Genomic DNA, 24,640 nt, shown 5'->3' with positions numbered 1-24,640 from the left:
GCAGGCGTACCCGGACATTGGAGGCACTGCGTGAGCTCGACGGTGGGCGACTCCGCCCCGGTGACAGGCGTGGGGGACCGGCTCGGGCTCAAGCCCGGCATGGTCGTCCAGGAACTCGGCTGGGACAACGACACCGACGACGAGCTCCGCGTCGCGATCGAGGACCGCATCGACGCCGACATGGTCGACGGCGACTACGGCAACGTGGTCGACGCCGTCGTGCTGTGGTGGCGCGACGACGACGGTGACCTCGTCGACGGTCTCGTCGACGCGCTGACCGACCTCGTGGGCGGCGGCTCGATCTGGCTGCTGACGCCCAAGGTGGGCCGGCCGGGCACGGTCGACCCGGCGGACATCGCCGAGGCCGCGCCGATCGCCGGGCTCTCGCAGACGACCACGGCGGCGGTGAGCAAGGACTGGCAGGCCACCCGCCTGGTCGCCCCGAAGACTCCCGCGTGAGCCCTCGCGGCGTCCGGTCGACCCTCGGGGCGCGGGCGTCCGGCGCCGCGACGACCGTCCGCGTCCTCGGCCGCGCGGGCGTGATCCGGCCCTACGGCCCCCGCACCCTGTTCGACGTGGGCCGCACGGTGCTGCGCTGGGGCACCGGACCGGCGGGCGGCTTCGCGACGCTCGCGGCCCGCGCGCCCCACCGGGTGGGCGTCGTCGACGAGCTCGGCGAGCTGACGTGGGGCGAGCTGCACCGCCGCGCGAACTCGCTGGCACGCGCGCTCGCCGAGCGTGGCGTCGCGGAGGGTGACTCGGTCGCGGTGATGTGCCGCAACCACCGCGGCTTCATCGACGCCTCGATCGCGGTCGCGCGGCTCGGAGCCGACATCCTCTACCTCAACACCGCGTTCGCCGGGCCCCAGCTGGTCGACGTGCTCGAGCGCGAGGCGCCGAGCATGGTGATCCACGACGAGGAGTTCACCGGCCTGCTCGCGGGCGCCGACGTCGAGCGCCGGCTGCTGGCCTGGACCGACGGCGGGGCCGGCTCGGGCGACGGCGGCACCGAGACCCTCGAGCAGCTGGTGACGGCGTACGACGAGAGCGACCTGACGCCGCCGCGGCGCCACTCCCGGATCGTCATCCTCACCTCCGGCACGACCGGCACGCCCAAGGGGGCGCCGCGCAACGAGGCCGGCATCGACGCGGCGGTCTCGCTGCTGTCCCGGATGCCCCTGCGGGCCGGGTGGCGCACGCACATCGCGGCGCCGCTGTTCCACACGTGGGGGTTCGCGCACCTCGCCCTGGCGATGCTGCTCGGCTCGACGGTGGTGCTGCGCCGCAGCTTCGACCCCGCCGCCGCGCTGCGCACCGTGCAGGACGAGCGCTGCCAGTCGATGGTCGTCATCCCGGTGATGCTGCAGCGGATCCTGGCGCTGGGTCCCGACGAGCTGGCCGGGACCGACCTCTCGCGCGTCCGGGTCGTGGCGTCCTCGGGCTCGGCGCTGCCGGCCACGCTGGCGCAGGAGTGGATGGACCGCTTCGGCGACAACCTCTACAACATCTACGGCTCGACCGAGGTGGCCTACGCGTCCATCGCGACGCCGGAGGACCTGCGCGCCGACCCGACGTCCGCCGGCAGGCCGCCGCACGGGACCGTCGTGAAGATCCTCGACGAGGCCGGTCGGGAGGTCCCCGCCGGGGAGACCGGGCGGATCTTCGTCGGCAACGGCCTCCTGTTCGAGGGCTACACCAGCGGGGGGTCCAAGGAGGTCGTGGACGGGCTGATGTCGTCGGGCGACATCGGCTGGTTCGACGACACCGGTCGCCTGCACGTCGCCGGGCGCGACGACGACATGATCGTCTCCGGCGGCGAGAACGTCTTCCCGCAGGAGGTGGAGGACTGCCTGGTCGCGCACCCGCACGTCGAGGAGGTCGCTGCGGTCGGCGTGGACGACGACGACTATGGTCAGCGCCTGCGCGCCTTCGTGGTGCGCAGCGGCAGCGTGTCGGCGGACGAGCTGCGCGAGCACGTCAGGGCCAACCTGGCGAGGTTCAAGGTGCCGCGCGAGGTCGTCTTCCTCGACGAGCTGCCGCGCAACGCCACCGGCAAGGTCCTCAAGCGGGAGCTCGCCGAGTGGCAGGACCGGTCGCACGGCCGGGCACGAGACGACAGCGACGGCGAGGAAACAGCGTGACGGGCAACGGACTGCGCATCGGCGACGAGGCGCCGGACTTCGCGCTCCGCGACCAGTTCGGGCAGGACGTGCGGCTGGGCGACTTCCGCGGGCGCAAGGCGGTCGTGCTGATGTTCTTCCCGTTCGCCTTCACCGGCGTGTGCACCGGTGAGCTCTCGGGCGTGCGCGACCGGCTCGACGAGTTCCTGACCTTCGACTCCGAGGTGCTGGCCGTGTCCTGCGACTCGGTCTACTCGCTGCGCAGCTTCGCCGAGACCGAGGGCCTGAACTTCCCCCTGCTCTCGGACTGGTGGCCGCACGGCGCCGTCTCGCAGGCCTACGAGGTGTTCGACACGACGAAGGGCGCCGCACGGCGGTCGTCGTACGTCGTCGACCGCGAGGGCCGGCTGCGCTGGGCCGTCCACAACGCCAACCCCGACGGACGCGACCTGGACGAGCACCTGCGCCAGCTGCACGCGGCCCTCGAGTCGCACCTGGTCTAGACCGGAAAGCGGCAATTTCCGGATTCTCCGGACGCCGTTGCGCGGTGGTGTAATCTTCTTCTTGTTGAGCCGCTGGTGACCCGAGACGCCAGCGGCTCAACTCATTTCTCCCACGGGTCGCCCCGCCCGGCAGCGGCAATGGCCGCCCCGGTCCGCACGACGCGGGTGGTCCCGTAGTCTGTGCCGCGCGCGTCGGTAGCTCAGCGGTAGAGCACTCGGTTTACACCCGAGCGGTCGGCGGTTCGAAACCGTCCCGACGCACCGCGCTCCTGGCATTCCATGAGAGGCCTCTCACGGAGGCCTCACGGTCGGCTCACGCCACGTCGGCAGAGTCCCTCTCAACCGGGCCGCACGGCCCCCGACGAGAGGAACCACCATGCGGAAGATCCTTCCCACCCTGCTGCTCGGCGTCGCCGGCCTCACCGCCGTCGGCGTCGTCGCCATGTCGTCCCCGTTCGTCTCCTCGACGCCCGACGAGGCCACCAAGCGCGAGGACGACGCGCCCTCGCTGGTGCTGGTCTCCGACGACGACGATGACGACACCTTCGACGACGACGACGACACGCGGACCAACAGCCCGTCGTACACCGGTCAGAGCCGCGACACGAACGACTCGACCAACAGCAGGGTCAGCGCGGTCAGCCGCGACCGCGACAACAGCCGCGGCGACAGGACCCGCGACTGGACGCGCGACGGCGGCGACAAGACCCGTGACAAGACGGCCAACGCCACCAACGACCGCAGCCGCAACGACACGCGTCGCTGAGCGCGGAGCGGTGGGACGCGGAGCGGGAGGGACACCGACATGGGCAAGCGGGACGACGGCTGGGACCTCGCCGAGGGTGAGCTCCTGGCGCCCGGGCTGAGCGCCCTGCGCCGACTCGGCGGGGGAGCGGCCTACGAGGCCTGGCTGTGCTTCGACGAGGTCACCTGGTCGCCGGTCGTCGTCAAGGTCCTGCGTCCCTCGCAGGTGGAGGACGAGTCCTCCCGGCGCGGCCTGCGCCGGGAGGTCCTCGCCCTCGCCACCGTGAACCACCCCGTGGTCGTCCGCGGACTGCGCGACGGCCAGGACGGCGACCGGCCGCACGTGGTCCTCGAGCACATCGACGGGCCGCGCCTGTCGAGCCTGATCCGTCGCTACGGCCGCCTGCAGGAGCAGCAGTACCTGCCCCTCGCGATCGACGTCGCGGCGGCGCTGCACTACCTGCGCCACATCGGGTGGACCCACCTCGACATCAAGCCGAGCAACGTCATCATGGGCGCGCCCGCGCGACTGATCGACCTCTCCGTGGCACGCCCGGAGGAGGACGCCCGCCGGTTGCGCCACCCCATCGGGACCGACGCCTACATGGCGCCCGAGCAGTGCGACCCGACCGGGCCGGGGGAGCGCGTGCCGTCCTTCGCCTCCGACGTCTGGGGGCTGGGCGCGACGCTGTTCCACGCGGTCGCCGGGCGGCGGCCCTTCCAGCACGGCGACCCCGACGCGCGCGACGTGCGCGACCGCTTCCCGCAGCTGGTCGCCGAGCCCGCCGCGCTGCCCGACGACGTGCCCGCCGTGGTCGCCGAGGTCGTCCACGGCTGCCTGCGCCCGGACCCCGACGACCGGCCGCTGCCGCACGAGGTGGCCGAGGCCCTGGAGCCCGTCCTGGCCGGGCTCCCGCGCGGCTCGCTGGCCGGCTTCAGGATCCGCGGGTAGCGCTCGCGGTCGGACGCTCGGACCGCCCGGTCAGGCGTCCAGCCGGTAGCCGACGCCCCGCACCGTCGCGATCGCGCCGGCGCCGAGCTTCTTGCGCAGGTAGCCGACGTACACGTCGACGACGTTCGATCCCGGGTCGAAGTCGTAGCCCCACACCAGGTCGAGCAGCTGCTCCCGGGTCAGCACCTGGCCCGGGTTGAGCAGGAAGATCTCCGCCAGGGCGAACTCGCGGGCGGAGAGCTCGGACTCGCCCCGCGGCCCCGAGATGCGCCGCGTGCGCCGGTCCAGGCGCAGGCCGCCGACGACGAGGTCGTCCCCGCCGCCCGCCGGCGCGTCCGGCGGGGCGAGCGCCCGCAGCCGCAGCCGGATCCGGGCCATCAGCTCGGCGAAGCGGAACGGCTTGGCCATGTAGTCGTCGGCGCCGCTGTCGAGGGCCGTCACGGTGTCGGTGACGGAGTCGCGGGCGGTCAGCACGATGACCGGCATGCGGCTGCCCTGGGAGCGGAGCTGGTCGAGGACCTCGAAGCCGTCCATGCCGGGCAGCCCGATGTCGAGCACCATGAGGTCGAAGCGGCCCGACATCGCCTCGTCGAGCCCGCGCGGGCCGTCGCCGGCGATCGTCGGCTGGTGGCCCTCGGCGCGCAGGCCCTTGGCCACGAAGGAGGCGATCCGCTCCTCGTCCTCCACGATCAGGATCTGGGCCATGTCGTTTCCTCTCCTCGCCGGATGCGTCCACCTGATGTGGTCATCGCGTCATGGTCCGCTGGGGCAGGCGGATCTCGACGAGCGCGCCGCGCGGCTCGCCGTCCCGGATGCGCACCTCGCCGCCGTGCGCCTCGGCGATGGCGGACACGATGCTCAGGCCGAGCCCGAAGCCGTCGTCGCCGGCCCGCACGTGGCTGCGGCCGAAGCGCTCCAGCACGGCGTCGCGGTCCTCCGGGGGGATGCCGTCACCGGTGTCGCGCACCCACAGGCGCACGGTCCCGTCCTGCACCGCGGAGCCGATGCCGATCTCGGCCCCCGGGTCGGTGTGCTTCACCGCGTTGTCGGCCAGCTGCAGCAGGGCCTGGGTGACGCGCTGCTCGTCGAGCACGGCGCGTCCCCTCGCCATGGCGTCCAGCCGCCAGCGGCGGTCCCCGAGCGCCGTGGCCTTCGCGAGCACGGACTGGGTCAACGGGGTCAGCTCGACCTCGCCGAGGACGAGGAAGTCGGGGCGGCGGCTCTTGGCGAGCAGGATCAGGTCGCCGACCAGCCGGGACATGCGGTCGGTCTCGTCGAGCAGCAGGTCGCGGGTCTGCGCGAGCTCCTCGGCGTCGCCGTGGTCCAGCAGCTCGAGGTGGCCGCGGAGCACCGTGAGCGGGGTCTTGAGCTCGTGCCCCGCGTCGTCGAGGAACTGCCGCTGGGCGGCGAACCCGGCGTCGAGCCGCTCGAGCATCCCGTTGATGGTGCGGGTCAGGGCTGTGATGTCGTCGTTGCCCCGCTCGGGGATGCGCCGCGAGAGGTCGGTGGCGGTGATCTCGCGCGCCGTCTCCTCGAGGGTGCGCAACGGCGCCAGCAGCCGGCCGGACTGGAACCCGGCGATCGTGGTGATGAGGCCGAGGGACAGCAGCGCGATGAGGGTGTAGGTGCGCAGGGTCCGCACGAGCTCCTCGTGCTCGTCGCGGAGGAAGTTGACGATGACCAACGCCCCCTCGCCCTGGGTGTTGGTCACCGGGACGACGGTCACCCACGTCTCGCCGAAGGTGGGCGACTCGATGACCCGAGTGCCCCCCACCTCGGCGAGGTCGGCCAGGGCGTCCTGGTAGGCCGGCTCGTCGAGGACCTCCTGGCCGTAGCGGTTGACCGTGCGCTCGGGGATCTCGCCGCGCACGTAGCCCACGAGCATCTCGTCGTCGTCGGGCACGTTGCGGGTGAGGAACACGTTGAGCACGCGGCCGACGTCGTCGAACGGCTCGCCGGTCAGCGGGTCGATGCTCAGCCTGCGGAACTCGTTGATCTCCTGGTCGATCTGCGCGTTCACGGCCCGTTCGATGCGGGCGGACTCGAGGGCGTACACGAGCAGTCCGGCGCCGGTCATGGCAGCAGCGGTGAGGACGGCGATGACGACCGTGATCCGCGTGCGGACCGAGACGCGGGCGAAGCGGCGGCGGGCACCGTCAGTCGTCCCCGTCGTCGTCCCGATCGTCGTCGGTCTCGTCATCATCAGGCCCGTCGTCGTCCCACTCGTCCTCGTCATCCTCCCCGACCGGCGTCGGCTGGGGCGTGACCACCCGGGCCTTGCCGCCGTCGCGCTCGCGCTCCCCGTCGCCGTCGTCGCGCTCCCCGCGGCCGGACCGCTCCTCGCCGTCGGACGGGCTCGACGTGGGCGGCCGGGGTGTCGTCGTGGGCGGCGCCGGGGATGCGGGGGACGTCGGCGGCCGGGACGTGCCCTGCGGGGGCGCCTCGGGAGCCGGCGTGGTGGGGGACCCGCCCGGGCGGTCCTGGAGGATGACCGGGCTGTGGTCGGCCGGCGCGGGCGGACCGGGGGACGCGAGGGAGCCGGCGACGTACGCCGTCACCGGCACCACGACCGCCAGGAGCAGGAGCACCTTGGACACCGGACCCATGGGCGGCAGGCTCGTCGAGCATCGTGGCGACCGCGTGAGAGGCGGATGAGAAGCTTCTTAGGGTCCGCTCGCCGACGCCCACGCGCCGTCCGCCGCACGACGCCGTCGGCACCTCGCCGCGCCGGGTGACGCATGCCACAGTGAACCCATGATCGTCCCGTTCAGCGTCACCGACTTCATCGAGCGCGCAGCGGCCGTCTACGGCGAGCGGCCCGGCTTCATCGACGAGCCCGACCAGCCGGCCGGGTCGCTGGGCACCCTGACCTACGCCGAGGCGTACGACCTCTCCCGCAGGCAGGCCGCCCGGCTCGACGAGCTCGGCATGGAGGTCGGCGACCGGGTGGCGATCATCAGCCACAACTCCGCGCGGCTGCTCACCTCGTTCTTCGGCGTCTGCGGGTCGGGCCGGGTCCTGGTGCCGATCAACTTCCGGCTGCGGCCCGACGAGGTCTCCTACATCGTGTCGCACTCGGGGGCGCGGGTGCTCTACGTCGACCCCGAGCTGGTCGACTCGCTGCGCGGCATCGACGTGGAGCACACCTTCGTGCTCGGCGACGACGAGTCGATGTTCGCCGCGCCCGGCGCCGAGCCGCGCGCGTGGCAGCCCGACGAGAACGCCACCGCGACGATCAACTACACGTCCGGGACGACCGCGCGTCCGAAGGGGGTCCAGCTCACGCACCGCAACCTGTGGACCAACGCCGTCACCTTCGGGCTGCACGCCGGCGTCAGCGACCGCGACGTCTACCTCCACACGCTGCCGATGTTCCACGCCAACGGCTGGGGCATGCCGTTCACGATGACCGGTCTCGGCGTGCCGCAGGTGGTCCTGCGCAAGGTCGACGGGGCCGAGATCCTGCGGCGGGTCGAGCAGCACGGGGTGACGGTGATGTGCGCGGCTCCCGCGGTCGCCGCCGCCGTGCTGGAGGCGGCGCAGTCGTGGGAGGGCGAGATCCCCGGCCGTGACCGGGTCCGGATCATCATGGCGGGCGCGCCGCCGCCCACGAGGACGGTCGTGCGGGTCGAGGAGGAGCTTGGCTGGGAGTTCGTGCAGATCTACGGCCTCACCGAGACCTCGCCGCTGCTGACGGTCAACCGCAGCCGTGCCGAGTGGGACGACCTGCCCGCCGAGGAGCGCGCGGCCAGGCTGGTGCGGGCCGGCGCCCCGGCGATCGGCGTACGCCTGCGCACCGACGACGAGGGTGAGGTGCTGGCCCGTTCGAACGTGATCCTCGAGGGCTACTGGGAGCGCCCGGACGAGACCGGGAAGGCGCTCGTCGACGGCTGGTTCCACACCGGCGACGGCGGCGTGATCGGCGAGGACGGCTACCTCAGCATCAGCGACCGGAAGAAGGACGTCATCATCACCGGAGGGGAGAACGTCTCCTCCATCGAGGTCGAGGACGTGCTGTTCTCCCACCCGGCCGTGGCGGAGGTCGCGGTCATCGGCGTGCCGAGCGAGAGGTGGGGCGAGACCATCAAGGCGCTGGTCGTGCTCGCCGAGGGTGAGCAGGCCACCGAGGCGGACCTGATCGCGTGGTGCAAGGACAGGGCGGCGGGCTACAAGGCGCCGACGTCGGTCGAGTTCCGTGACGAGCTGGCGCGCACCGCCACCGGCAAGCTGCAGAAGTTCAAGCTGCGCCAGCCCTACTGGGAGGGCCGGACGCGGCAGGTCAACTAGGGCGGCGGCGATAATCGGCCGCATGCCCTCCCTCGCGGACGTCGTCGACCTGCTCCACGCCTGGTACCCGCCGGGGACCGCCGACTCCTGGGACGCGGTCGGGCTGGTGGCGGGCGACCCGGCGGCGGAGGTCGGGCGCGTGATGTTCGCAGTGGACCCCACGGTCGAGGTCGCCCGGGAGGCCGTCGAGTGGGGGGCCGACCTGCTCGTGGTGCACCACCCGCTCTTCCTGCGGCCGGTCAGCTCGGTCGCGGCGACGACCCCGAAGGGCCGCACCCTGCACGCACTGACGCAGGGCGGGTGCGCGCTGCTCGCCGCGCACACCAACGCCGACCAGGCCGTGTCCGGCGTCTCGGAGTCGCTGGCGCTCGCGCTCGGGCTGACCGACCTCGCCCCCATCAGGCCGGCGCCCGCCGCGCCGCTCGACAAGGTGGTCACCTTCGTCCCCACCGCCGACGCGGACGTCGTGCGCGCCGCCCTGCAGGAGGCCGGCGCGGGCCGCATCGGCGACTACGACGCGGCGTCCTTCACCGTGACCGGCGAGGGCCGCTTCCGCCCGCTCGACGGCGCCGACCCGGCGATCGGCTGCGTCGGCCGGCTCGAGGTGGTGGACGAGGCGCGGATCGAGGTCGTGGCGCCCCGCGCGCGGCGTACGGCCGTCGTCCGGGCGCTGCTCGCCGCCCATCCCTACGAGGAGCCGGCCTTCGACGTGCTCCCGCTCGCCGACCCGGGACTCGAGCGGACCGGCACCGGCCGCATCGGCACGGTGGAGGCCACCACCCTGGAGGGCTTCGCGGCACGGGTCGCGGCGGCGCTGCCCGCCACCGCCCACGGCGTCCGGGTCGCCGGCGACCGGGACCGGCCGGTGCGGCGGGTGGCGGTGTGCGGGGGCGCGGGCGACTTCCTGCTCGACGAGCTGGCCGGCAGCGACGTGGACGCCTTCGTCACCAGCGACCTGCGCCACCACCGCGCGGGCGAGTTCCTCGAGCACGGGGGGCCGGCGCTCGTCGACGTGGCGCACTGGGCCGCGGAGTGGACCTGGCTGCCGGTGGTCGAGGCTCGGCTCCGCGAGGCGACGGGCGATAGGGTCGTCACCCGGGTCAGCACGCGGTGCACCGACCCGTGGACGTTCCGCCCCTGAACCAGCAGGAGAGCCGTTGAAGGCCGACCCCTCCCACCAGCTCAAGCTCCTCGACGTCGCCGAGCTCGACGCGCGGGCCGCGCAGCTGCGACACCAGCGCGCGCACCTGCCCGAGCTGGCCGAGATCAGCGCGCTCGAGGCCGAGCGCACCGAGCTCACCGACCAGGTGCGCGACGCGCGGATCGTCGTCGACGACCTGACGGCGGAGCAGGCCAAGGCCGACCGCGAGGTCGAGCAGGTCAGGGCGCGCCGCGAGCGGGACCGCACGCGGATGGACTCCGGCCAGATCACCAACCCCAAGGACCTCGAGCGCATGCAGCACGAGCTGGTCTCGCTCGAGCGCCGGATCGGCACCCTCGAGGACGCCGAGCTGGAGGTGATGGAGAGGCTGGAGGAGGCCCAGCAGGTCCTGGACGGCCTCGCGATCCGCGCCGACGACATCGACGCCCGGCTCGCCGAGCTCGTGGCCGCCCGCGACGAGAGGCGCGCCGCCATCGACACCACGCTGCAGGAGGTCGCCGGGGCCCGCGGGCCGGCCGTCGAGGGCATGCCCGCGGACCTGATGGGGCTCTACGAGCGGCTGCGCGAGCAGAAGGGCATCGGGGCCGCGCTGCTTCGTGCGCGCCAGTGCGGCGGCTGCAATATGACGCTCGACGCCTCCGAGCTGGCCCGGATCCGCTCGGCCGACGCCGACGAGGTCATCCGGTGCGAGGAGTGCCAGCGCATCCTGGTGCGCACCGACGAGTCGGGACTCTGAGAGCCGCACCCCCATGCGCTTCATCGACGCGGAGCTGGTCGCAGCCCGCGGTCGTACGTCCGTGCGCGCCCGCGTCGCCCGGCTGCGGGCCAAGGGCTGGGTGATCGGCCAGTGCGCGGTCGCGGCCGGTGTCGCGTGGTGGCTGGCCGCCGACGTGCTCGGGCACCGGCTGCCGTTCTTCGCGCCGATCGCCGCGGTCGTCTCGCTCGGGATGTCCTACGGCCAGCGCCAGCGCCGGGTCGCCGAGGTGACCGTCGGCGTCGCGCTGGGGGTGTTCCTGGGCGACGTGACCACGCACCTCATCGGCTCCGGCGGGCCCCAGATCGCGCTGATCGTGGCCGCCGGCATGTCGATCGCGCTGCTGCTCGACGCCGGGCAGCTGCTGGTCATCCAGGCGGCCGTGCAGGGGATCGTCGTGGCAGCGCTCGCGCCGGCGCCGGGCGATGCGTTCCTGCGGTGGACCGACGCCATCGTCGGCGGTGCCGTCGCCCTGGTCGCCGCGACGGTGGTGCCGCGAGCGGCGCTGCGCAAGCCGCGCGACCAGGCGGCGGTGGTGGTGCGCAAGATCGCCGAGCTGCTGCGCTCGTCGGCCGACCGGCTGGGCGACGGCGACGCGGACGCCGCCCTGGCCGTGCTGCGCGACGCCCGGTCGACCGACGCCCTCATTGACGAGCTCCGCGCCGCCTCGGCGGAGGGCCTGTCCGTGGTGAGCTCCTCGCCGTTCCGCAGGCGGCACGGCGAGCACCAGCGGCAGCTCGCCGAGCTCGTGGAGCCGCTCGACGTCGCGCTGCGCAACACCCGCGTGGTCGTGCGCCGGGTGGCGGTGGCCTGCTACCGCCGGGAGCCCGTCCCGGCGTCGTACGCCGCGCTCCTGCGCGACCTGGCCGGCCTGACCGACCGGGTCGCCGACGAGCTGGTGGCCGACCGGATGGCGGTCGCGGTGATCGACGACCTCGTCGCACTCGGGCGGGCCACCGCCACGGTCGAGCACAGCGACGACCTGTCCGCCGAGGTCATCCTGGCGCAGGTGCGCTCCATCATCGCCGACCTGCTGGCGCTCTGCGGGATGGACCCGCTCGAGGCGACCGATGTGATCCCTCCCCGCTGACGTGGCTCGGGCGGGCTGTCCTGCGGCTCAGCCGTCGGCGCCCGGCCGCTGGGCCGGCGTCGAGAAGGGCGACTCAGGCCGCTGCCGCGGGACCCCGTCGACGCTGACGTCGACCAGCTCGTCGTAGAACGCCACCCGGCCGGCGATCGCGCCGACCGCCGGGGACGGCGAGGAGTACGACCAGGCGACGTTGGCCACCGCGGGCGGCCCCGGCCAGGTCCAGTAGTCCTCGGCCCACCCCTTGTAGGGACAGACGGAGGTGTTCTCCGTGGGCTCGAGGAGGTCGAGCCGCACGTCCTCGCGCGGCAGGTAGTAGCGGGTCGGCAGGTCCGTCTCCAGGAGCAGGACCGGGCGGTCGCTGCTCGCGACGGTGACGCCGCCGATCGCGACCTCCACGTGGCGCGAGCTGGCCAGCGCCTCCACACGCTTGTGCGGGTCGCGTGGGTGGCCGGTGACGTCCTCGTCCTCCTCCGTCCACTGCAACCGCCCGGGTTCCCAGGTGAGCACCACGCGGTCGCGCACGGCGTCGTCGTCGAGGCTCCACGCGGCGCAGCGCAGCACCTGCTCGCCCAGCACCACGTCGTACCAGCGCTCGACCGGGGCGTGCGGGCCGTGGAAGAAGAAGCCGTCGTACGCGTCCCCGTCCGACGGCTGCAGCAGGCCGTCCGCGACCTCGTCACGGCGGAACGCGTAGACGGGCGGGAAGCCTCCCTGCCAAACCAGCAGCGGCTCGCGCGTCTCGACGACGACCCGGCCGCCGACACGGCCCCGCACCCACTTGTCGATCGGCTCGGTCCGGATCATCCGTCCAGTGTGCTCCCGGCACGGCCGGCCCGCCACCCTCCTCGACCGCAGGAGCGCCGCTGCTCAGACCTCGGCCACGACGACGTCGAGCTGCGTCCCCTTGGGCGTGGGCTCGCCCACCTCGACGGTCCACCCCAGGCGGGTGAGGGTGTCGGCGAGCGCCGCGGGCGTGCGGGGGTCGGCCCCGTCCTCGAGCAGCGCCCGCACGATGCGGCCCTTCGTCGCCTTGTTGAAGTGGCTCACCACCGTCCGCCTGCCGCCCGACTCGTGGAGCACGCGCACGGTGGCGGTGCGGCGACCGACGTCACCCACCGGCCTCCAGAAGGCGGCGTACGTGCTCGAGCGGAGGTCGACGAGCAGGCCGCCGCGCAGCGCGTCGGCGAGCGCGCCGCCGAGGACCTCGCGCCAGGCGCCGGCGACGGAGCCCACACCCGGCAGCACCGCGTCACCCGAGAGCCGGTAGGCCGGGATCCGGTCGCCGGGACGCACGATGCCGAAGAGCGAGCTCGTCACCGCGAGCCGCGCGCTCGCCCGGCGGCGCGCGGCGGGGGAGAGGGTCGCGAACCCGAGCGCGTCGTAGAGCACGCCGGTGTAGATCGCGTCGGCGCGGGCGGTGGGCGCCGACCCGAGCACCGCGTTGCGCTGCACGAGGTCGTGCTGCGCAGGACCCAGGCCAAGCACCGCGACCGCCTTCTCGGGGTCGTCGCGGCACAGCTCGGTGAGCGCCTGCACGAGGGCGGTCCGGGTGGGGGTCAGCGCCGGCGACGACAGCGAGGCGAGGTCCAGCGACCTGCCGCGACGCGGGGCCGACTTGCCTTCGCTGGGCGGCAGGAGGATCAGCACGCGGGCAAGCGTAGGGAGCGCGGAGTCCGGTGGTGTGGCTAGGGTCGCCGTATGCCGAGCAACCGCGTGGTGAAGGTCCGGTCGACGGGTGACAGCGTGAACGCACAGGAGATGCGCGACGGGATCGCCGCGATCCAGCAGGAGCTCGACGTGTCGCCGACGTTCCCCGAGTCGGTGGAGCGGGCCGCCGCCCGGGCGGCGGCCGAGCCCAGGCTGCCCGACCTCGACCGCACCGACATCGAGCTCGTCACGATCGACCCCGAGTCCTCCCGCGACCTCGACCAAGCGATGCACATCTCGCGGTCGGGCGACGGCTACGTGGTCCACTACGCGATCGCCGACGTCGCGGCTTTCGTCACCGCGGGCGACCCGGTGGACGTCGAGGCCAACCGGCGCGGAGAGACCCTCTACGGCGCGGACTCGAAGGTGCCCCTGCACCCGAAGGTGCTGAGCGAGGGGGCGGCCTCGCTGCTGCCCGACGAGGTGCGCCCCGCCCTGCTGTGGACGATCCGGGTCGACGCCACGGGCGAGGGGACCGACGTCACGGTCGAGCGGGCGCTGGTGCGCTCGCGCGCCAAGCTCTCCTACGGTGACGTCCAGGCCGAGGTCGACGCGGGAACCGAGAGCGAGCTGATCGGGCTGCTCCGGGAGGTCGGCGAGCTGCGGCTCGCACGCGAGGCCGCGCGCGGCGGCGTGTCGCTGCCGCTGCCCGAGCAGGAGCTGGTCGAGACCGGGGACGGCCACTGGGAGCTGGAGTTCCGCGAGCTGCTCCCGGTCGAGACCTGGAACGCGCAGATCTCGCTGCTCACCGGCATGGCCGCCGCCTCGCTCATGGTCTACGCCCGCGTCGGCGTGCTCCGCACCCTGCCCCCGGCCGACCCGCGCGACGTGCAGCGCCTGCACCGCACGGCGCGGGCGCTCGGCATCGACTGGCCCGCCGAGCAGCTCTACCCCGACTTCGTGCGTACCCTCGACCCGTCGAGGCCGACACACGCCGCGATGATCGTCGCGTGCACCCGGCTGCTGCGCGGCGCCGGCTACGTGACGTTCAACGGCGAGCTGCCCGAGCAGGCGCAGCACTCGGCGCTCGCCTCGGAGTACGCCCACGTCACCGCACCGCTGCGCCGGCTCGCCGACCGCTACGCCCTCGAGATCTGCGTCGCGCTCTGCGCGGGCACGGAGGTGCCGGACTGGGTGCTGGCCGCGATGACCGAGCTGCCGGAGACCATGACGCGCTCCGGGCGCCGCGCGAACCAGTACGAGAACGCCATCATCGACCTCTGCGAGGCCGAGCTGCTGCACGACCGCGTGGGGGAGCGCTTCACCGCGGTCGTCGTCGACGTCGACGAGAAGGACGGCACGAAGGGCGAGATCACGATTCAGGACCCGGCGATCGAGGCCCCGGTCACCGGCTCGTCCGCGCTGCCGCTCGGCGAGGAGGTCACCGTCGAGCTGGTGCACGCCGACCCCCGGACGCGGAAGGTGGAGTTCCGGCTGGGGTGAGCGGCGTACGTGCTGCGGCGCGCCGGACGACCAGAAGGACGTGGGTCGACACCGCTCACGCGGAGCGCGGGAGCGTGTCGCTGACTTCCGGTCGTTCGACGCGCCGGGTGAGCTCCGACAGCACCCACCGGACGTACGGCTGGTCGTGCATGACCTGCTCCCACGTGAAGCGCAGCACCCGCCAGTCGCGCAGCACGAGCAGGTTGTAGCGCGCGCAGTCCCGGCGATGGGCGCTCCGCGAGGCGTGGAAGGTCCAGGAGTCGGCCTCGAGGGCCACGCGCAGCGGGCGGCAGACGAGGTCCGGGCGGACCGTCCCGGTGCCGAGGTCGATGATGGCTTGGGGCTCCACGTCGAGCCCGCTCTCGAGGCACAGTGCCCGGAGGACGGACTCGAACGGGTTGGCCGCGCGGCCGTCGGCCTGCCGCAGCACCCGGCGCACGGCAGCGGCGCCCGCACCGCGCACGTCCAGGCCCTCGAGGTCGTCGCGGCAGAGGACCCCGGACCGCAGCGCCGAGTCGGCGACGGCGAGTGCCTCGTCGAACGGCAGGACGCGCGCACAGTCGACGACCGTGCGCACGGGACTCGTGACGCAGTCCCTCACCTGGTCGTCAGCCAGGTTCGCCCACCGGATGGTGACTCCTGTGCGCTGTCCGGGAGCGAGCTTGCGCCCGCGCCGCACCACCAGCTCGGGAGCGGGCGGCTGCAGCTTGAGCTCCCACCCGTGGTGAGCAGCGGCGCTGCGCAGGCACACCACGGCGGTCAGTGCAGTCGCCGCCCGCTGTGCCGCGGCGGCGGTGGGGAGGGCGTACCGACCGAGGGCGCAGCGGTCGACGCGGCCGTCGTGGACAGCCCGGCGCAGCGTGCGGCGGGTGGTGAGGCGCAACAGCTCCTCGGCTCGGGCGACGCCGCCGAGGCGCTCGAGGGCCGTCACGGGATCCACTGCGCCAGACTGCCCTCGACCGCTGAGTCGGCGCATCGTCCGTCCACAGGCGCGCCGGACGACCCGAAGTCGTGCGCGGCCCGGCCCGTACGACAGGTGCCCGGCCACGACGCGGGTCGCGGTCGTCCGACGCGCCGGACGCGGCCGTGACGGTCACCGCCTGCGGGGCCTCAGTCGAACACATGTTCTAGAGTTGTCCCATGGCGGGCGGCATGACACCCGGCGGGCACGAGACGCTGGCGCAGCGGGTCGCGAACACCCGAGCGCGCCAGGGCCACGGCACCTCGGACCTCCACGGGCAGCGGCCAGCGGGTTGGTTCCCGGGGGCGGACTCGGTTCCGGAGCCGGTCGAGACCGCTCCGCCTGTCCGCCACTGCTGGTACGACGGCCCGCACGGACGGCAGCCGGCGTTGCTGCTCGGGTGGCGCAACACCGGTGGTCACTACGACGGTCGGATCGCGGTGGCCGCCCAGGAGCCCGGTGTCGGCTGGGGGATCGTGGAGATGTGGGTCAGCGCCGCGATGCTGTCGCCTGCCTGACTCGTCGGACAAGGACCTCGGTCCGGCGCACCAGGTGCACACCCCTCAGGTCGGAGGGGATGGTGAGGAGTGGGCCGGCCTGTAGGCCGGGAACGGGCCCCGCCTAAGTGGTGATGGTTGACGAGTGGTGGCAAGTGCGGTTCTACCTGCGAGTTTGACCCAATGAGTCGTTGACGACTGCCGAGTGTTCTTGGAGGTCTTGCGGACTGTCTGCGGACTGAGAGGACTGTCCAGAGCGACCGCAGACGTCGGTCGCGGCACGTAGAAGTGAAGCCGGCCCCACCGGGTGAATCCGCACCCGATGAGGCCTAACCCTCAACCTGGCTAGGAAGCCGAGAGCATCGTGGCGCGAGGGGGAACCTTAGAGGTGCTACCCAGCGCAGAGCATCGCAGGGCGGTCACGTGTGAATGTCTGAACGGTCGTGAGCATCGGGCGGTCGCCCGATGTCGACCTTCTTGACCTTGCCGCAGTAGAGGCACTCGTGGTGGGCGCCTCCGACGTCCCCAACTAGCGGTTCCCAAGCGTGCCATCCCAAGTGGCACCCAACTCTCCGCATCATGCTCATGGCGCTTGCTCCCTGGCCTTGATACTGACCTTTTAGTGTGCGCCCGAGCGAGCCCGACGCGCAACGCCCCTGATCGGCGTCGCGCCGGTCCAGCGCCTTGTCGGTAGCACCGTCACGAGTGACGCTTCCTCCAACGGAGGCGTTGCCTACGGTCTTGGGCGGCTCTGGCACGCACCAACAGCTCGAGATGGTCGAGCCGGAACCACCGCCGCCCATCGTGGACTGCGTACGGCACCTGGCCACGGGTCGCTCTCCCTCCCAACGCGATCTCGGTACACCCGAGCACGGCCGCGGCGGCGGCTGCAGGCAGCCACTCATGCTCACTGTCAGGAGGTTGCGGCCTCGTACCTATAGGCGTCGGATTCGCGCGCCGCCGTTCACGCTCCTCTGCCGTCGCCGCGCGCCGAGCTGCGAGCTCCAGCACCTGCGTTCGCGCCAAGGACGGCCGGCTACGCCGCGGCGTCAGGTCGCCGCGACGGACCATCTTCGGTACTGCGCTGATGTGGACGCCAAGCAATTCGGCAGCCTCGCGCTGCGTCACCCAGCCGGACATGCGAGGCAGGGTAGTCGGGTTACGCGGATCTGCCGATGAGCGGAAGCGTCAGGCTAGTTGACCCGCCGGGCGTTGCAGTACGCCAAGCCCTCTTCGAGCCGGGTGAGGTCCTCAAGCGCAAACATGTGCCGAGATTTCGCCTCGGCGAACCGCGTTCTTGCCTTTGCGAGACGAAGTGTTGTGCGCCTGATCCAGACTCTGCGACCACTGGCTTTGGCTCGCATCAGCATCACGCGTGCATCGCGAACTGCGACGCGCGCTTTCGCCATCAGGGTCCTGCTGTCAACGACCAAAGCGCGCAAGAATTCAAGATCCCGTCCCGGGATACCGCCCTCGCCGTACCCTTTGCGACGGACGACCGGGCTGGCTGTGTCAACGCCAAACGTGATCACCGCGTCCGGCGTCGGATTCTGCTTCACTGGGACCGCGCACATCGGAGCTGCTTCGTTATCCTGGCCCGGGGCCAGCGTCACGCTCTGCTGCCCGTACACCGGGTCCGTGAAGTCGACGCGAACGACCATCTCGCTGTAGTTGCCGACGAAGAGCCGAGGGTCGTACAGGTTGCGCGCGATCTGTACATCGTCGATGTCGGGTTCGATCGCTGCTGTGGCATTGGCGTAGCTAGGGAACCCGAGCGGAAGCGCCGTGACCGGAAGGACGAGGCCGAGGCTCAGCCCGATGGCGCGAAGAGTTTTCCTCATGATCGGAGGCTAGTTCGGACGAGGCGTCGTCGGCTCGCGTTCGAGCCTTCTTGACGGACATTCATGAGGTTGTCCTGGAGTTGTCCAAGCTGCGGCAGGGTCCCGTGGTCGACCCACATCCTCGCGATGCCGGCCGTCCGACTCGAGAGCCGCTACGGAAATGCCTCCGCCATGCAGCTCAGTGGGCGCATCGCGCAAGCTACACTTGCGGCCTCGTGAACACCGGCCGTGCGGTCGCCGTCCCAAGCTGACCGGACTCTGCCCAGTCCCACGTGTGCAATCGCCAGCCCTGCTGCGTGATGACCGCGAGTGCTTTCTCCGCCCCACGTGCTCGTCGCACGCCTTGGTCCGGTCGCGCGGTAGCGTTGATGATCGGCAGGTAAAACAGCTCACCGGCCTCCCAGGCCTCTCGAGCGTCAGCGGCTATCGCGTCGAGCGTCTCCGCATCCCAGCCCTCGGCGCGTCGAAAGGCCTCCTCGGATTGGGCGCGCAGGGCCTCCCAATTGGCCTCCACCCTTGCCCGCTTGGCCTCAAGCATCCTCGTGATCTCATCCACAACTGCAAAGTAGCGTTCCGGTGGCGCCTGCCGGCTTAGTTTGTTTTCATCCGTTCGTAGCATGAACAGCTGGTTCTATGTTCAAGGACCGGCCAGCGGTGGCACCGTGGCGGCGTCAACATGACCCGACAATAGGAGTCCCCATGACTAGGCGTACCGCGCGAGCACTTGCTCTGCTTCTAGCCACCCTTGGCCTGGTCGGCTGGGTTCAAGCGCCCTCAAACGCCGTCATTGACCGCGACTGCTCGGACTTCCAGAACCAGTCGGCTGCACAGACCTTCTTCGTCAACGCTGGCGCCGGGGACCCGCACCGCCTCGACGACGACGGCGACGGCCGCGCCTGTGAGACGCTGCCTTGCCCTTGCGGCGTCCGCAACACCCCGCCACCGGCCAACCCCGGCCCCGCCATCTACAGGGAGGCCGGCAACGTCGTTCGCGTCGTCGACGGCGACACCCTCAAGGTGCGACTGCGCAGGGGCGGCATCGTCGACGTCCGGATGCTCGGTATCAACACCCCGGAGCGTGGCCGCTGCGGCGCCGGCGAAGCTACGGACAATCTGAGGCGGCTCGCGCCCGTCGGCTCAACTGTCGACATGGTGTCCGACCGCACCCAGGCCGCCAAGGACCGATACGGCCGGCTGCTGCGGTATGTCGCACGCCGCGGAGGCTTCAAGGATTTGTCGTACCGACAGGCGTGGAACGGCTACACCAAGCGGTATGTGTTCGGCGGCAAGCCGGTCGCCCGGGACGGCCAGTACGTCCGCGCCATTGCGAACGCCCGCAGCAACTCCCGGGGCTTGTGGAGCAACTGCTGGTGACGTGCCTCGCGTTGGCTCGGGCGGCCGCGGTCGCCCTAGTCGACTAAGGGTCGCTTTCTCGTTTTCACTGCGTTGCGGGCGTTCTGACTGACACGCTTGGCGACGACCTCACCCCAAAGGAGAACTCAATGTCGAAACGAGCGGGCGCGCCCTTCGCAGCAATCTGTTTGGCTGCGGCTCTTGTAGTTTCAGCGGGAACCGGAGCTGTGGCGCAGCGGCTGATCGACTCCAAAGATGTGGCCGACAACTCGCTGTTGGGCAAAGACCTGAAGAACGGCACGATCACTTCCAAAGATGTGAAGGACGGGTCGATAACGACCGCAGACATCGCAGGCGGGCTGCTCACCGCCGGAGTGCCCGGACCGGCTGGACCCCAGGGACCCGCCGGGCCGCAAGGGCCAGCAGGGCCGGCTGGACCCGCCGGCACCGCTGGGCCAGACGAGGTTTTGCGGCTGCGCATGACGTTCGAGGCGGACGGTCGAGCAGGCACTAACGAGCCGGTAACGGTGTTCACTTCTAGCGCCACTATCCCGCCCTTCAGTGCTGTTCGGGCTGTCGACTTCGACATCCAAGGGAATTTCTCAACGTGTTTCGAAGCTCACGTCACAGCCGAAGTTCCGAGCGGCCAATTCATCGCGGGTGCCTACAGTTACAACGCTTCCGCCATGGTGGCTGCGCCGTCTAACACTGTCGCCCAAACGACTGAGGTCGCTCAGCCTGTCAGGGTCACTGCGTTGTGCCGTCCGCAGGAGTGGAGCGCACCCGGGCTTGCGATTCCGTCATTTGAGGCGACCCTCGTGTTTCACCGCACGGCACTGAGTCAATCGGTCACGCGAGACTTCAACTGAGCGCGATTCGAGCGACGCCGCCAGCCCCGTAAGTAGCCTTGGCGCACGCCACTGAGAGTGGCAAAGCCTGCGGTCGCAGATCGGTGTGCACTAAGGACTTCTGAACCCTTCACACATGCGAGGAGCCTCACCCGCGGTCCTGCCGCTTGGGTGGCTCGGTCACCTCCCCTGGGGCGCCGTGCCGACGCAGGCCGGTCAAGGCGGGAGAAAAGGGACCTCGCTCGCGACCTTCGATCCCCGGCCGGGCGCCATGGCGAGCCCCGACGAGGTGACGTTGACGTCGGCACGGTTAGTCATCAGGCGACCTCGGTCGGGCGCTCGCCGATCAGGTCGCCGACGGCTGCGTAGCCGGCCTCGCGGGCGATGTCGTCGGCCTCTACCTCAAGTCGCGCGAGGAAGTCCGGGTCGACGTACCGGATGTCAGCCTCGAGCCCTGCGGTCGAGGCACCGATGGCGAGGGCCGACTGCCGGGTGATGTCGCGCAGGCTGGTGCGGGTGAAGCGGATGCGTCGCTCCTCGGTCCAGGCTGCGAGCGCGGTGGTCAGGTCGCCGCCTCGAACAGCAGCTGAAAAGGAGGCGCGTGCCTGCTCAGCTTCGGCGAGTAGCCGCTGGTCAGTGCCGCGGTAGGCGTCGACCGTCGCGGCGTCCCACGCTTGGCGAGCGTTGTCGAGGCGCTCGGCCTGCTCCTGCTGTCGCTGCTGCTCCTCGGCCGCACGCCGCGCGAGTTCGGCGGCCAGGTCGTCGGCTGAAAGGGTGGTCAGTTCTGCGGTCTTGGTCGGCATGGTCACTGCTCCTGTCCGGCAGCGGCCTTCGCTGCCTCGTAGTAGCCGACGCTCATGTGCGTCGACGGGGAGAGCCGGTCGTAGGCGTCGGGGTCGGTGTCGCGAAGCCGGATGGCCTCTTTGATGTCCGGGTCGGTCACTGGTCGTTCTCCTTCTGTCGGTGGGACGCACGTTCCGCTGCCAGTTGGCCGGCGACGCGTGCGGGGCTCTCGAGCATCAGCGGCGAGCAGGCGCCAGAGAGGACAAGACGCCGGGCGATGGCCTCGTAGCTGTCGTCGTCTCTGGCTGACCGTGACGGGACGCCGGGCGGGGTAGGTGAGGTGTTTGCGTCGAGGTCGGTTATTGCGTCGTGGCATCAGACGGCGCTCGGATCGAAGATGCCGTCCTCGACGGGCATGTCCCTCGACTGCTCGTCCCGGAGGTCGATGGCCTCAATCTCAGCCTGGATCTCCTTGAGCCGCAGGGTGAGCGGCGACAGATCTCGCGGCTGGGTGCGCTCGTCGTGGAACGCCGCCCACAACTTGTCCCTAAGCGCCACGAGCAGCTCCCGGCGGTCGCCGGACGCGGCGGTCTTGTCGACGCTTCGTAGGGGCTTTGTCGTCGTTCTAGCGGTCATGTCAAGCTCCTTCCGAGCCAGTGGTTTTCGGCAGAGGGAGACGCTGACCTAGTCCCGCAGTCCTGCCGGCAGGGGGGTGGAAGGGGTCCCCGCCCCTCCATGTGCGGGTGGACGGCGCTCACGGGATCAGCGCCGCGAATCGCGAGGACGCGCGAACCTGCTCGCGCCGCTGCTCGCGGGCACGCTCGGGTGCAGCGGCTTCGTACGCCTGCCGCTGAGTCTTCTCGCGCTGGATGCGGGCCACGCGCTCGGCATATGCGGCGGTGCTGGCGAGCTCGAGCGGGACGTCGAGGCGTGTGACGTCGGGGCACTTCGGGTTCGTGCCGAGGCTGTCGAGCTGCTCGAGGTTGAGGTCGGCGACGATCAGCGGGCGTGTGACGTTCATGCCTCCGGCGTAGGGGGCACCGACGTTGGCGAGAGCGATCCAGCCCTGCGCGATGGTGTCGAGCTTGTCGAGGGCCTCCCGCGCTTCGCCCCATGGCGTCAGCGCCTTGGCCGGCAGGCCGGTGGGAAGTCCGTCCGCGCGGGGGTCGCCGGCGGGGACGTGCTCGCGGAACCGCTGGAGGGCTGCGTTGATGCGCTCGACGACGGGCCGCCAGGTATCGATCACCGCGTCGGCGTGCTCGCGCAGGGCCGCGGCCGCCAGCTTGGTGGCGTGTCCGTCGAGGCGGTTGTCGATGTTTAGGTCGAGCAGGGTGGCGGCCAGAGCTGCGCGATGCACGTCCTTTGAGCTCAGCGGGTCCTTGTTGGCGAGGATCGCGTCGGCGACGGCCGCGGCGACGTCCGGCGTTTCGTGGTGGAGGTGGCGGCCGGAGCGGACGCGGTCGGCCTCGGCGAGGGCGGTCGCGAGGTCGGCGGGCAGGTCGATGCCGAGCTTGCGCGACGCGGCGGTGACGAGGGGGGCGGCGGTGCGCGTTGCGAGGTCAGACATGGGAATCTCCTAAGGGTCAGTCGTTGGTGGTGAACAGGTCGCGGATGAATTCGCGCATCGGGTCGTGAAGGCGGGGCGGTGCGAAGCCTCCGCGCGGCGAGTAGTTGCCGCTAAGCGGCTCCTCGGCAGGCGGCGAATCGGCGTCGGGCTTCCCGAGCAGGCGGCGCGCGAGCTCGCGAAACGCGTCGTCACTCATCGCCGAACTCCTCGTCGAACTCCTCGTCGAACTCGTCGTCGAGATCAGAGGCGTCACCGTCCGGGAGGTCGACCTCGGTGAACTCCCCAGGGCTGGTCGGTGTGGTGATGCACTCGGTGAACATCACGACCAGTGCGGCGGCGAGGCCCCCGAGTGCGCTCTCGTGGTCGGTGCCGCGGATTTTGGCGGTGAGAAGCGCGTAGATCGCCGTCTCATCGCCTGCGACGGCGGCTAGCGAGCGGATGAGGTCCTGGGCGCCTTCGTGCACGCTGTCGGGCATGGTGGGCGCCTGGGCAGTGGAGGTCATCGGTCGTCCTTCGGTGTCAGGCCGCGGCGAGTGTCGCGGCGGCGCTTGAGCAGTCGGGCGCGCGAGTTCTTCGCTCGGCGCTTGTGAGTCGGCCAGCCAGCGCCGGCGACCTGGCCGCGAGATGGCCGGGGGATGTCGAGGTAGGGGTCAGTCATCAGCGGGCCTCCATGACTTCGGGCCAGCCCGGCGTAACGGCGTTACTAGATGGGTTACCCGGGACGGGTCGGGACGGGTCGGGACGGGAAGCACTTACAGAGGCGGATTCCTGGTCGAGTCCCGCCTTCTTCCTTCTGTGCTTCTTGACTCGCTCGGCGGTCAGTTCTCTCCGCTTCGCGATCAGGTCTGGTTCTGGCTGGTGCTCCATGTGGTGCCGGATGCGGTAGCCCTGGGCTTCGACGCTCCACCAGCCGCAGGAGACGAGCTCGGTCACCGCCAGATCGACGTGGGGAGACTCCGCAAACCTCTTGAGGTCGCGCGCTTCGATGTGGCCGCCCGTCTCGCGCCGCATGACCCAGATCAACGCCTCGACGTGGGTGCGGAAGGCCGCGTCGCTCAGCGTGTGGCACTCATCGCTGAAGTCGTCTGACAGCTTCGTCCACGTCACGCCACATCACCCAGCTCGACGGCGAGCAGCTCCGCCCACTCGTCAGTGCTCTCTTCACGGCAGAGAATGGCCTTGTTGCGACAGGCTTGGGCGATCTCGTCCGCGTGCGGAGTGCCGACCTTGGCGAAGTCCTCAGCGCGCCGAAGCCAGTAGGACTCCTGCGCCTGCAGGAGCATGTCGATGACGAAGCGGTGGGCGATCTGCTCGAGCGTCTCGGGGGCCATCAGATTAGCTCCCCCCGCGACTCAGCGTGAGCGGCCTTGAGTCGGTCGACCTCATGGCCTGCGAGCCTCAGCAGGTGCACCTCATCGACGATCTCGACGAGGCCTCCTCGCGACTCCCAAAGGGCGATCGCATCGGCCGTCCGCCACGGCCCGCACGTCCAAGCGCGGGTGCGTGATGAGAACAGCGGTGCTCGGCCAGCGATCTCGCGGAGCAACTCATAGGCACCGAAGCCTCGCCACAGGTCGCAGCTCGGCGTGACGTGCGCGACCTGGAGCACGCGCGTACTCACGCTGCCCCTAGGGCGACTGCGAAGGCGGCAATCACTTCAGGCTTGGCGCCACGGAGAGCGACGCGCAGACGCTTGCGGCAGTCGCGGCCCAGGCCGCTGCTGATCGACTCCTCAGCGGTGATGAGGTGGCCGCACTGGCGGCAGCGGGGGGTGTCCTCGGAGTCTCGCACGCAGCATCACCGCGCTCCTGCGAGGTGGCCGGCAGCTATGTACTGGCTGTCGATCCACGCCAACACATCGGACTCCTTGGCAACGACATTCCGGCCCAGCTTGAACATGCGGGGGCCTTCGTCGTAGCCAGCGGTCTGTCGGTGGCGGTACCACCTGATGGTGTCCACGGGCTTGCCGGTCATGGCCGCGATCTCGGGTACTCCAACGATTCGGTCAACCATCTTCCGCTCCTCTCG

Annotated in this window: 31 protein-coding genes and 1 tRNA gene; 14 read left to right on the top strand and 18 right to left on the bottom strand. The window is 71.3% G+C overall.

The window, feature by feature from the left end; genetic code table 11:
* Nucleotides 1-30 precede the first annotated feature (30 nt).
* The 6 genes from J3P32_RS17475 (at nt 31) to J3P32_RS17450 (ending at nt 4,319) form a co-directional block, all read left to right on the top strand.
* Nucleotides 31-459 carry a DUF3052 domain-containing protein gene (locus J3P32_RS17475; protein WP_210441557.1) on the top strand — a complete coding sequence of 143 codons (429 nt, stop codon included), beginning with the start codon at nt 31-33 and terminating at the stop codon, nt 457-459.
* Nucleotides 456-2,141 (top strand): AMP-binding protein, encoded by a 1,686-nt coding sequence (locus J3P32_RS17470; protein WP_210441556.1) that lies wholly within the window; start codon nt 456-458, stop codon nt 2,139-2,141. The genes J3P32_RS17475 and J3P32_RS17470 overlap by 4 nt, the downstream gene beginning before the upstream one ends.
* Entirely contained in the window at nt 2,138-2,623 is a 486-nt protein-coding gene (locus J3P32_RS17465) for a peroxiredoxin (protein ID WP_210441555.1), read from the top strand. The genes J3P32_RS17470 and J3P32_RS17465 overlap by 4 nt, the downstream gene beginning before the upstream one ends.
* A 189-nt stretch (nt 2,624-2,812) precedes the next feature.
* Nucleotides 2,813-2,884: transfer RNA gene (locus J3P32_RS17460), tRNA-Val, on the top strand.
* A 115-nt stretch (nt 2,885-2,999) separates the two neighbouring features.
* Nucleotides 3,000-3,389 (top strand): hypothetical protein, encoded by a 390-nt coding sequence (locus tag J3P32_RS17455; RefSeq protein WP_210441554.1) that lies wholly within the window; start codon nt 3,000-3,002, stop codon nt 3,387-3,389.
* A 39-nt stretch (nt 3,390-3,428) separates the two neighbouring features.
* Nucleotides 3,429-4,319 carry a serine/threonine-protein kinase gene (locus J3P32_RS17450; protein ID WP_210441553.1) on the top strand — a complete coding sequence of 297 codons (891 nt, stop codon included), beginning with the start codon at nt 3,429-3,431 and terminating at the stop codon, nt 4,317-4,319.
* 30 nt (nt 4,320-4,349) lie between these two features.
* Here J3P32_RS17450 and J3P32_RS17445 read toward each other — a convergent pair whose 3' ends face one another.
* Genes J3P32_RS17445 through J3P32_RS17435 form a run of 3 tightly spaced genes read right to left on the bottom strand, consistent with a single transcriptional unit; the run spans nt 4,350 to nt 6,925 of the window.
* The gene (locus J3P32_RS17445; protein WP_210441551.1) at nt 4,350-5,024 is read right to left on the bottom strand and encodes a response regulator transcription factor; all 675 of its coding nucleotides are present in this window, start codon (nt 5,022-5,024) and stop codon (nt 4,350-4,352) included.
* 40 nt (nt 5,025-5,064) lie between these two features.
* Nucleotides 5,065-6,522 carry a sensor histidine kinase gene (locus J3P32_RS17440; protein ID WP_210441549.1) on the bottom strand — a complete coding sequence of 486 codons (1,458 nt, stop codon included), beginning with the start codon at nt 6,520-6,522 and terminating at the stop codon, nt 5,065-5,067.
* Nucleotides 6,476-6,925: a hypothetical protein gene (locus J3P32_RS17435; protein WP_210441547.1), complete on the bottom strand. Its 450-nt coding sequence runs from the start codon at nt 6,923-6,925 to the stop codon at nt 6,476-6,478. The genes J3P32_RS17440 and J3P32_RS17435 overlap by 47 nt, the downstream gene beginning before the upstream one ends.
* Before the next feature lie 148 nt (nt 6,926-7,073).
* Between J3P32_RS17435 and J3P32_RS17430 the strand changes: the two genes are divergently transcribed.
* The 4 genes from J3P32_RS17430 to J3P32_RS17415 are packed head-to-tail and all read left to right on the top strand — an operon-like array spanning nt 7,074 to nt 11,612.
* Complete coding sequence (locus J3P32_RS17430) at nt 7,074-8,606, top strand: AMP-binding protein (protein WP_210441545.1); 1,533 nt, start codon at nt 7,074-7,076, stop codon at nt 8,604-8,606.
* A gap of 22 nt (nt 8,607-8,628) precedes the next feature.
* The gene (locus tag J3P32_RS17425) at nt 8,629-9,747 is read left to right on the top strand and encodes a Nif3-like dinuclear metal center hexameric protein (RefSeq protein WP_210441543.1); all 1,119 of its coding nucleotides are present in this window, start codon (nt 8,629-8,631) and stop codon (nt 9,745-9,747) included.
* Nucleotides 9,748-9,763: 16 nt separating this feature from the next.
* Nucleotides 9,764-10,504: a zinc ribbon domain-containing protein gene (locus J3P32_RS17420; protein WP_210441541.1), complete on the top strand. Its 741-nt coding sequence runs from the start codon at nt 9,764-9,766 to the stop codon at nt 10,502-10,504.
* Nucleotides 10,505-10,517: 13 nt separating this feature from the next.
* Entirely contained in the window at nt 10,518-11,612 is a 1,095-nt protein-coding gene (locus J3P32_RS17415; RefSeq protein WP_210441539.1) for an FUSC family protein, read from the top strand.
* A 27-nt stretch (nt 11,613-11,639) separates the two neighbouring features.
* Here the strand turns inward: J3P32_RS17415 and J3P32_RS17410 are convergent, their stop codons facing one another.
* Entirely contained in the window at nt 11,640-12,416 is a 777-nt protein-coding gene (locus J3P32_RS17410; RefSeq protein ID WP_210441537.1) for a DUF427 domain-containing protein, read from the bottom strand.
* A gap of 63 nt (nt 12,417-12,479) precedes the next feature.
* Nucleotides 12,480-13,259 carry a peroxide stress protein YaaA gene (yaaA, locus tag J3P32_RS17405; protein WP_210441535.1) on the bottom strand — a complete coding sequence of 260 codons (780 nt, stop codon included), beginning with the start codon at nt 13,257-13,259 and terminating at the stop codon, nt 12,480-12,482.
* A gap of 51 nt (nt 13,260-13,310) precedes the next feature.
* Here yaaA and J3P32_RS17400 point away from each other — a divergent pair, with 51 nt between their 5' ends.
* On the top strand, nt 13,311-14,762 hold the full coding sequence (locus J3P32_RS17400) for an RNB domain-containing ribonuclease (protein WP_210441533.1): 1,452 nt from the start codon (nt 13,311-13,313) through the stop codon (nt 14,760-14,762).
* A gap of 55 nt (nt 14,763-14,817) precedes the next feature.
* Here the strand turns inward: J3P32_RS17400 and J3P32_RS17395 are convergent, their stop codons facing one another.
* Nucleotides 14,818-15,702: a PDDEXK family nuclease gene (locus J3P32_RS17395; RefSeq protein WP_210441531.1), complete on the bottom strand. Its 885-nt coding sequence runs from the start codon at nt 15,700-15,702 to the stop codon at nt 14,818-14,820.
* 200 nt (nt 15,703-15,902) lie between these two features.
* Here J3P32_RS17395 and J3P32_RS17390 point away from each other — a divergent pair, with 200 nt between their 5' ends.
* Nucleotides 15,903-16,241, top strand: coding sequence for a hypothetical protein (locus J3P32_RS17390; protein WP_210441529.1), 339 nt, complete (start codon nt 15,903-15,905; stop codon nt 16,239-16,241).
* Nucleotides 16,242-17,413: 1,172 nt separating this feature from the next.
* On the opposite strand, the gene J3P32_RS17385 is transcribed toward J3P32_RS17390, so the two are convergent.
* Nucleotides 17,414-18,061 carry a hypothetical protein gene (locus J3P32_RS17385; RefSeq protein WP_210441527.1) on the bottom strand — a complete coding sequence of 216 codons (648 nt, stop codon included), beginning with the start codon at nt 18,059-18,061 and terminating at the stop codon, nt 17,414-17,416.
* Nucleotides 18,062-18,260: 199 nt separating this feature from the next.
* Nucleotides 18,261-18,617 (bottom strand): hypothetical protein, encoded by a 357-nt coding sequence (locus J3P32_RS17380; RefSeq protein WP_210441525.1) that lies wholly within the window; start codon nt 18,615-18,617, stop codon nt 18,261-18,263.
* A 143-nt stretch (nt 18,618-18,760) separates the two neighbouring features.
* Between J3P32_RS17380 and J3P32_RS17375 the strand changes: the two genes are divergently transcribed.
* Nucleotides 18,761-19,435 carry a thermonuclease family protein gene (locus tag J3P32_RS17375; protein WP_210441523.1) on the top strand — a complete coding sequence of 225 codons (675 nt, stop codon included), beginning with the start codon at nt 18,761-18,763 and terminating at the stop codon, nt 19,433-19,435.
* Between the two features lie 128 nt (nt 19,436-19,563).
* On the top strand, nt 19,564-20,283 hold the full coding sequence (locus J3P32_RS17370) for a hypothetical protein (RefSeq protein ID WP_210441521.1): 720 nt from the start codon (nt 19,564-19,566) through the stop codon (nt 20,281-20,283).
* 296 nt (nt 20,284-20,579) lie between these two features.
* Here the strand turns inward: J3P32_RS17370 and J3P32_RS17365 are convergent, their stop codons facing one another.
* The 10 genes from J3P32_RS17365 to J3P32_RS17325 all read right to left on the bottom strand — a co-directional run bounded on the left by J3P32_RS17365 (nt 20,580) and on the right by J3P32_RS17325 (nt 24,625).
* Nucleotides 20,580-21,065 carry a hypothetical protein gene (locus J3P32_RS17365; RefSeq protein WP_210441519.1) on the bottom strand — a complete coding sequence of 162 codons (486 nt, stop codon included), beginning with the start codon at nt 21,063-21,065 and terminating at the stop codon, nt 20,580-20,582.
* A gap of 2 nt (nt 21,066-21,067) precedes the next feature.
* Nucleotides 21,068-21,205 carry a hypothetical protein gene (locus tag J3P32_RS17360; protein ID WP_210441517.1) on the bottom strand — a complete coding sequence of 46 codons (138 nt, stop codon included), beginning with the start codon at nt 21,203-21,205 and terminating at the stop codon, nt 21,068-21,070.
* Nucleotides 21,206-21,420: 215 nt separating this feature from the next.
* Nucleotides 21,421-21,681, bottom strand: coding sequence for a hypothetical protein (locus tag J3P32_RS17355; RefSeq protein ID WP_210441515.1), 261 nt, complete (start codon nt 21,679-21,681; stop codon nt 21,421-21,423).
* A 118-nt stretch (nt 21,682-21,799) separates the two neighbouring features.
* Complete coding sequence (locus J3P32_RS17350; RefSeq protein WP_210441513.1) at nt 21,800-22,612, bottom strand: hypothetical protein; 813 nt, start codon at nt 22,610-22,612, stop codon at nt 21,800-21,802.
* Nucleotides 22,613-22,628: 16 nt separating this feature from the next.
* A complete protein-coding gene (locus J3P32_RS17345) occupies nt 22,629-22,808 on the bottom strand; it encodes a hypothetical protein (RefSeq protein ID WP_210441511.1) in 180 nt (59 codons plus the stop codon).
* Nucleotides 22,801-23,088, bottom strand: a complete 288-nt coding sequence (locus tag J3P32_RS17340) for a hypothetical protein (RefSeq protein ID WP_210441509.1) — start codon at nt 23,086-23,088, stop codon at nt 22,801-22,803. The genes J3P32_RS17345 and J3P32_RS17340 overlap by 8 nt, the downstream gene beginning before the upstream one ends.
* 181 nt (nt 23,089-23,269) lie before the next feature.
* Nucleotides 23,270-23,719, bottom strand: coding sequence for a hypothetical protein (locus tag J3P32_RS17335; protein WP_210441507.1), 450 nt, complete (start codon nt 23,717-23,719; stop codon nt 23,270-23,272).
* The gene (locus tag J3P32_RS17330) at nt 23,716-23,943 is read right to left on the bottom strand and encodes a hypothetical protein (RefSeq protein WP_210441505.1); all 228 of its coding nucleotides are present in this window, start codon (nt 23,941-23,943) and stop codon (nt 23,716-23,718) included. Before J3P32_RS17330 ends, J3P32_RS17335 begins: the two co-directional genes overlap by 4 nt.
* A gap of 286 nt (nt 23,944-24,229) precedes the next feature.
* Nucleotides 24,230-24,403 (bottom strand): DUF6011 domain-containing protein, encoded by a 174-nt coding sequence (locus J3P32_RS18670; RefSeq protein ID WP_374222536.1) that lies wholly within the window; start codon nt 24,401-24,403, stop codon nt 24,230-24,232.
* Nucleotides 24,404-24,409: 6 nt separating this feature from the next.
* Nucleotides 24,410-24,625: a helix-turn-helix transcriptional regulator gene (locus J3P32_RS17325; RefSeq protein ID WP_210441503.1), complete on the bottom strand. Its 216-nt coding sequence runs from the start codon at nt 24,623-24,625 to the stop codon at nt 24,410-24,412.
* Nucleotides 24,626-24,640: the final 15 nt, after the last annotated feature.

The organism is Nocardioides xinjiangensis, from assembly GCF_017916385.1.
Lineage (GTDB): Bacteria > Actinomycetota > Actinomycetes > Propionibacteriales > Nocardioidaceae > Nocardioides > Nocardioides xinjiangensis.
The sequence above is the reverse complement of the archived record's forward strand: the minus strand, read 5'-3'. Positions and strand labels throughout refer to the sequence as shown.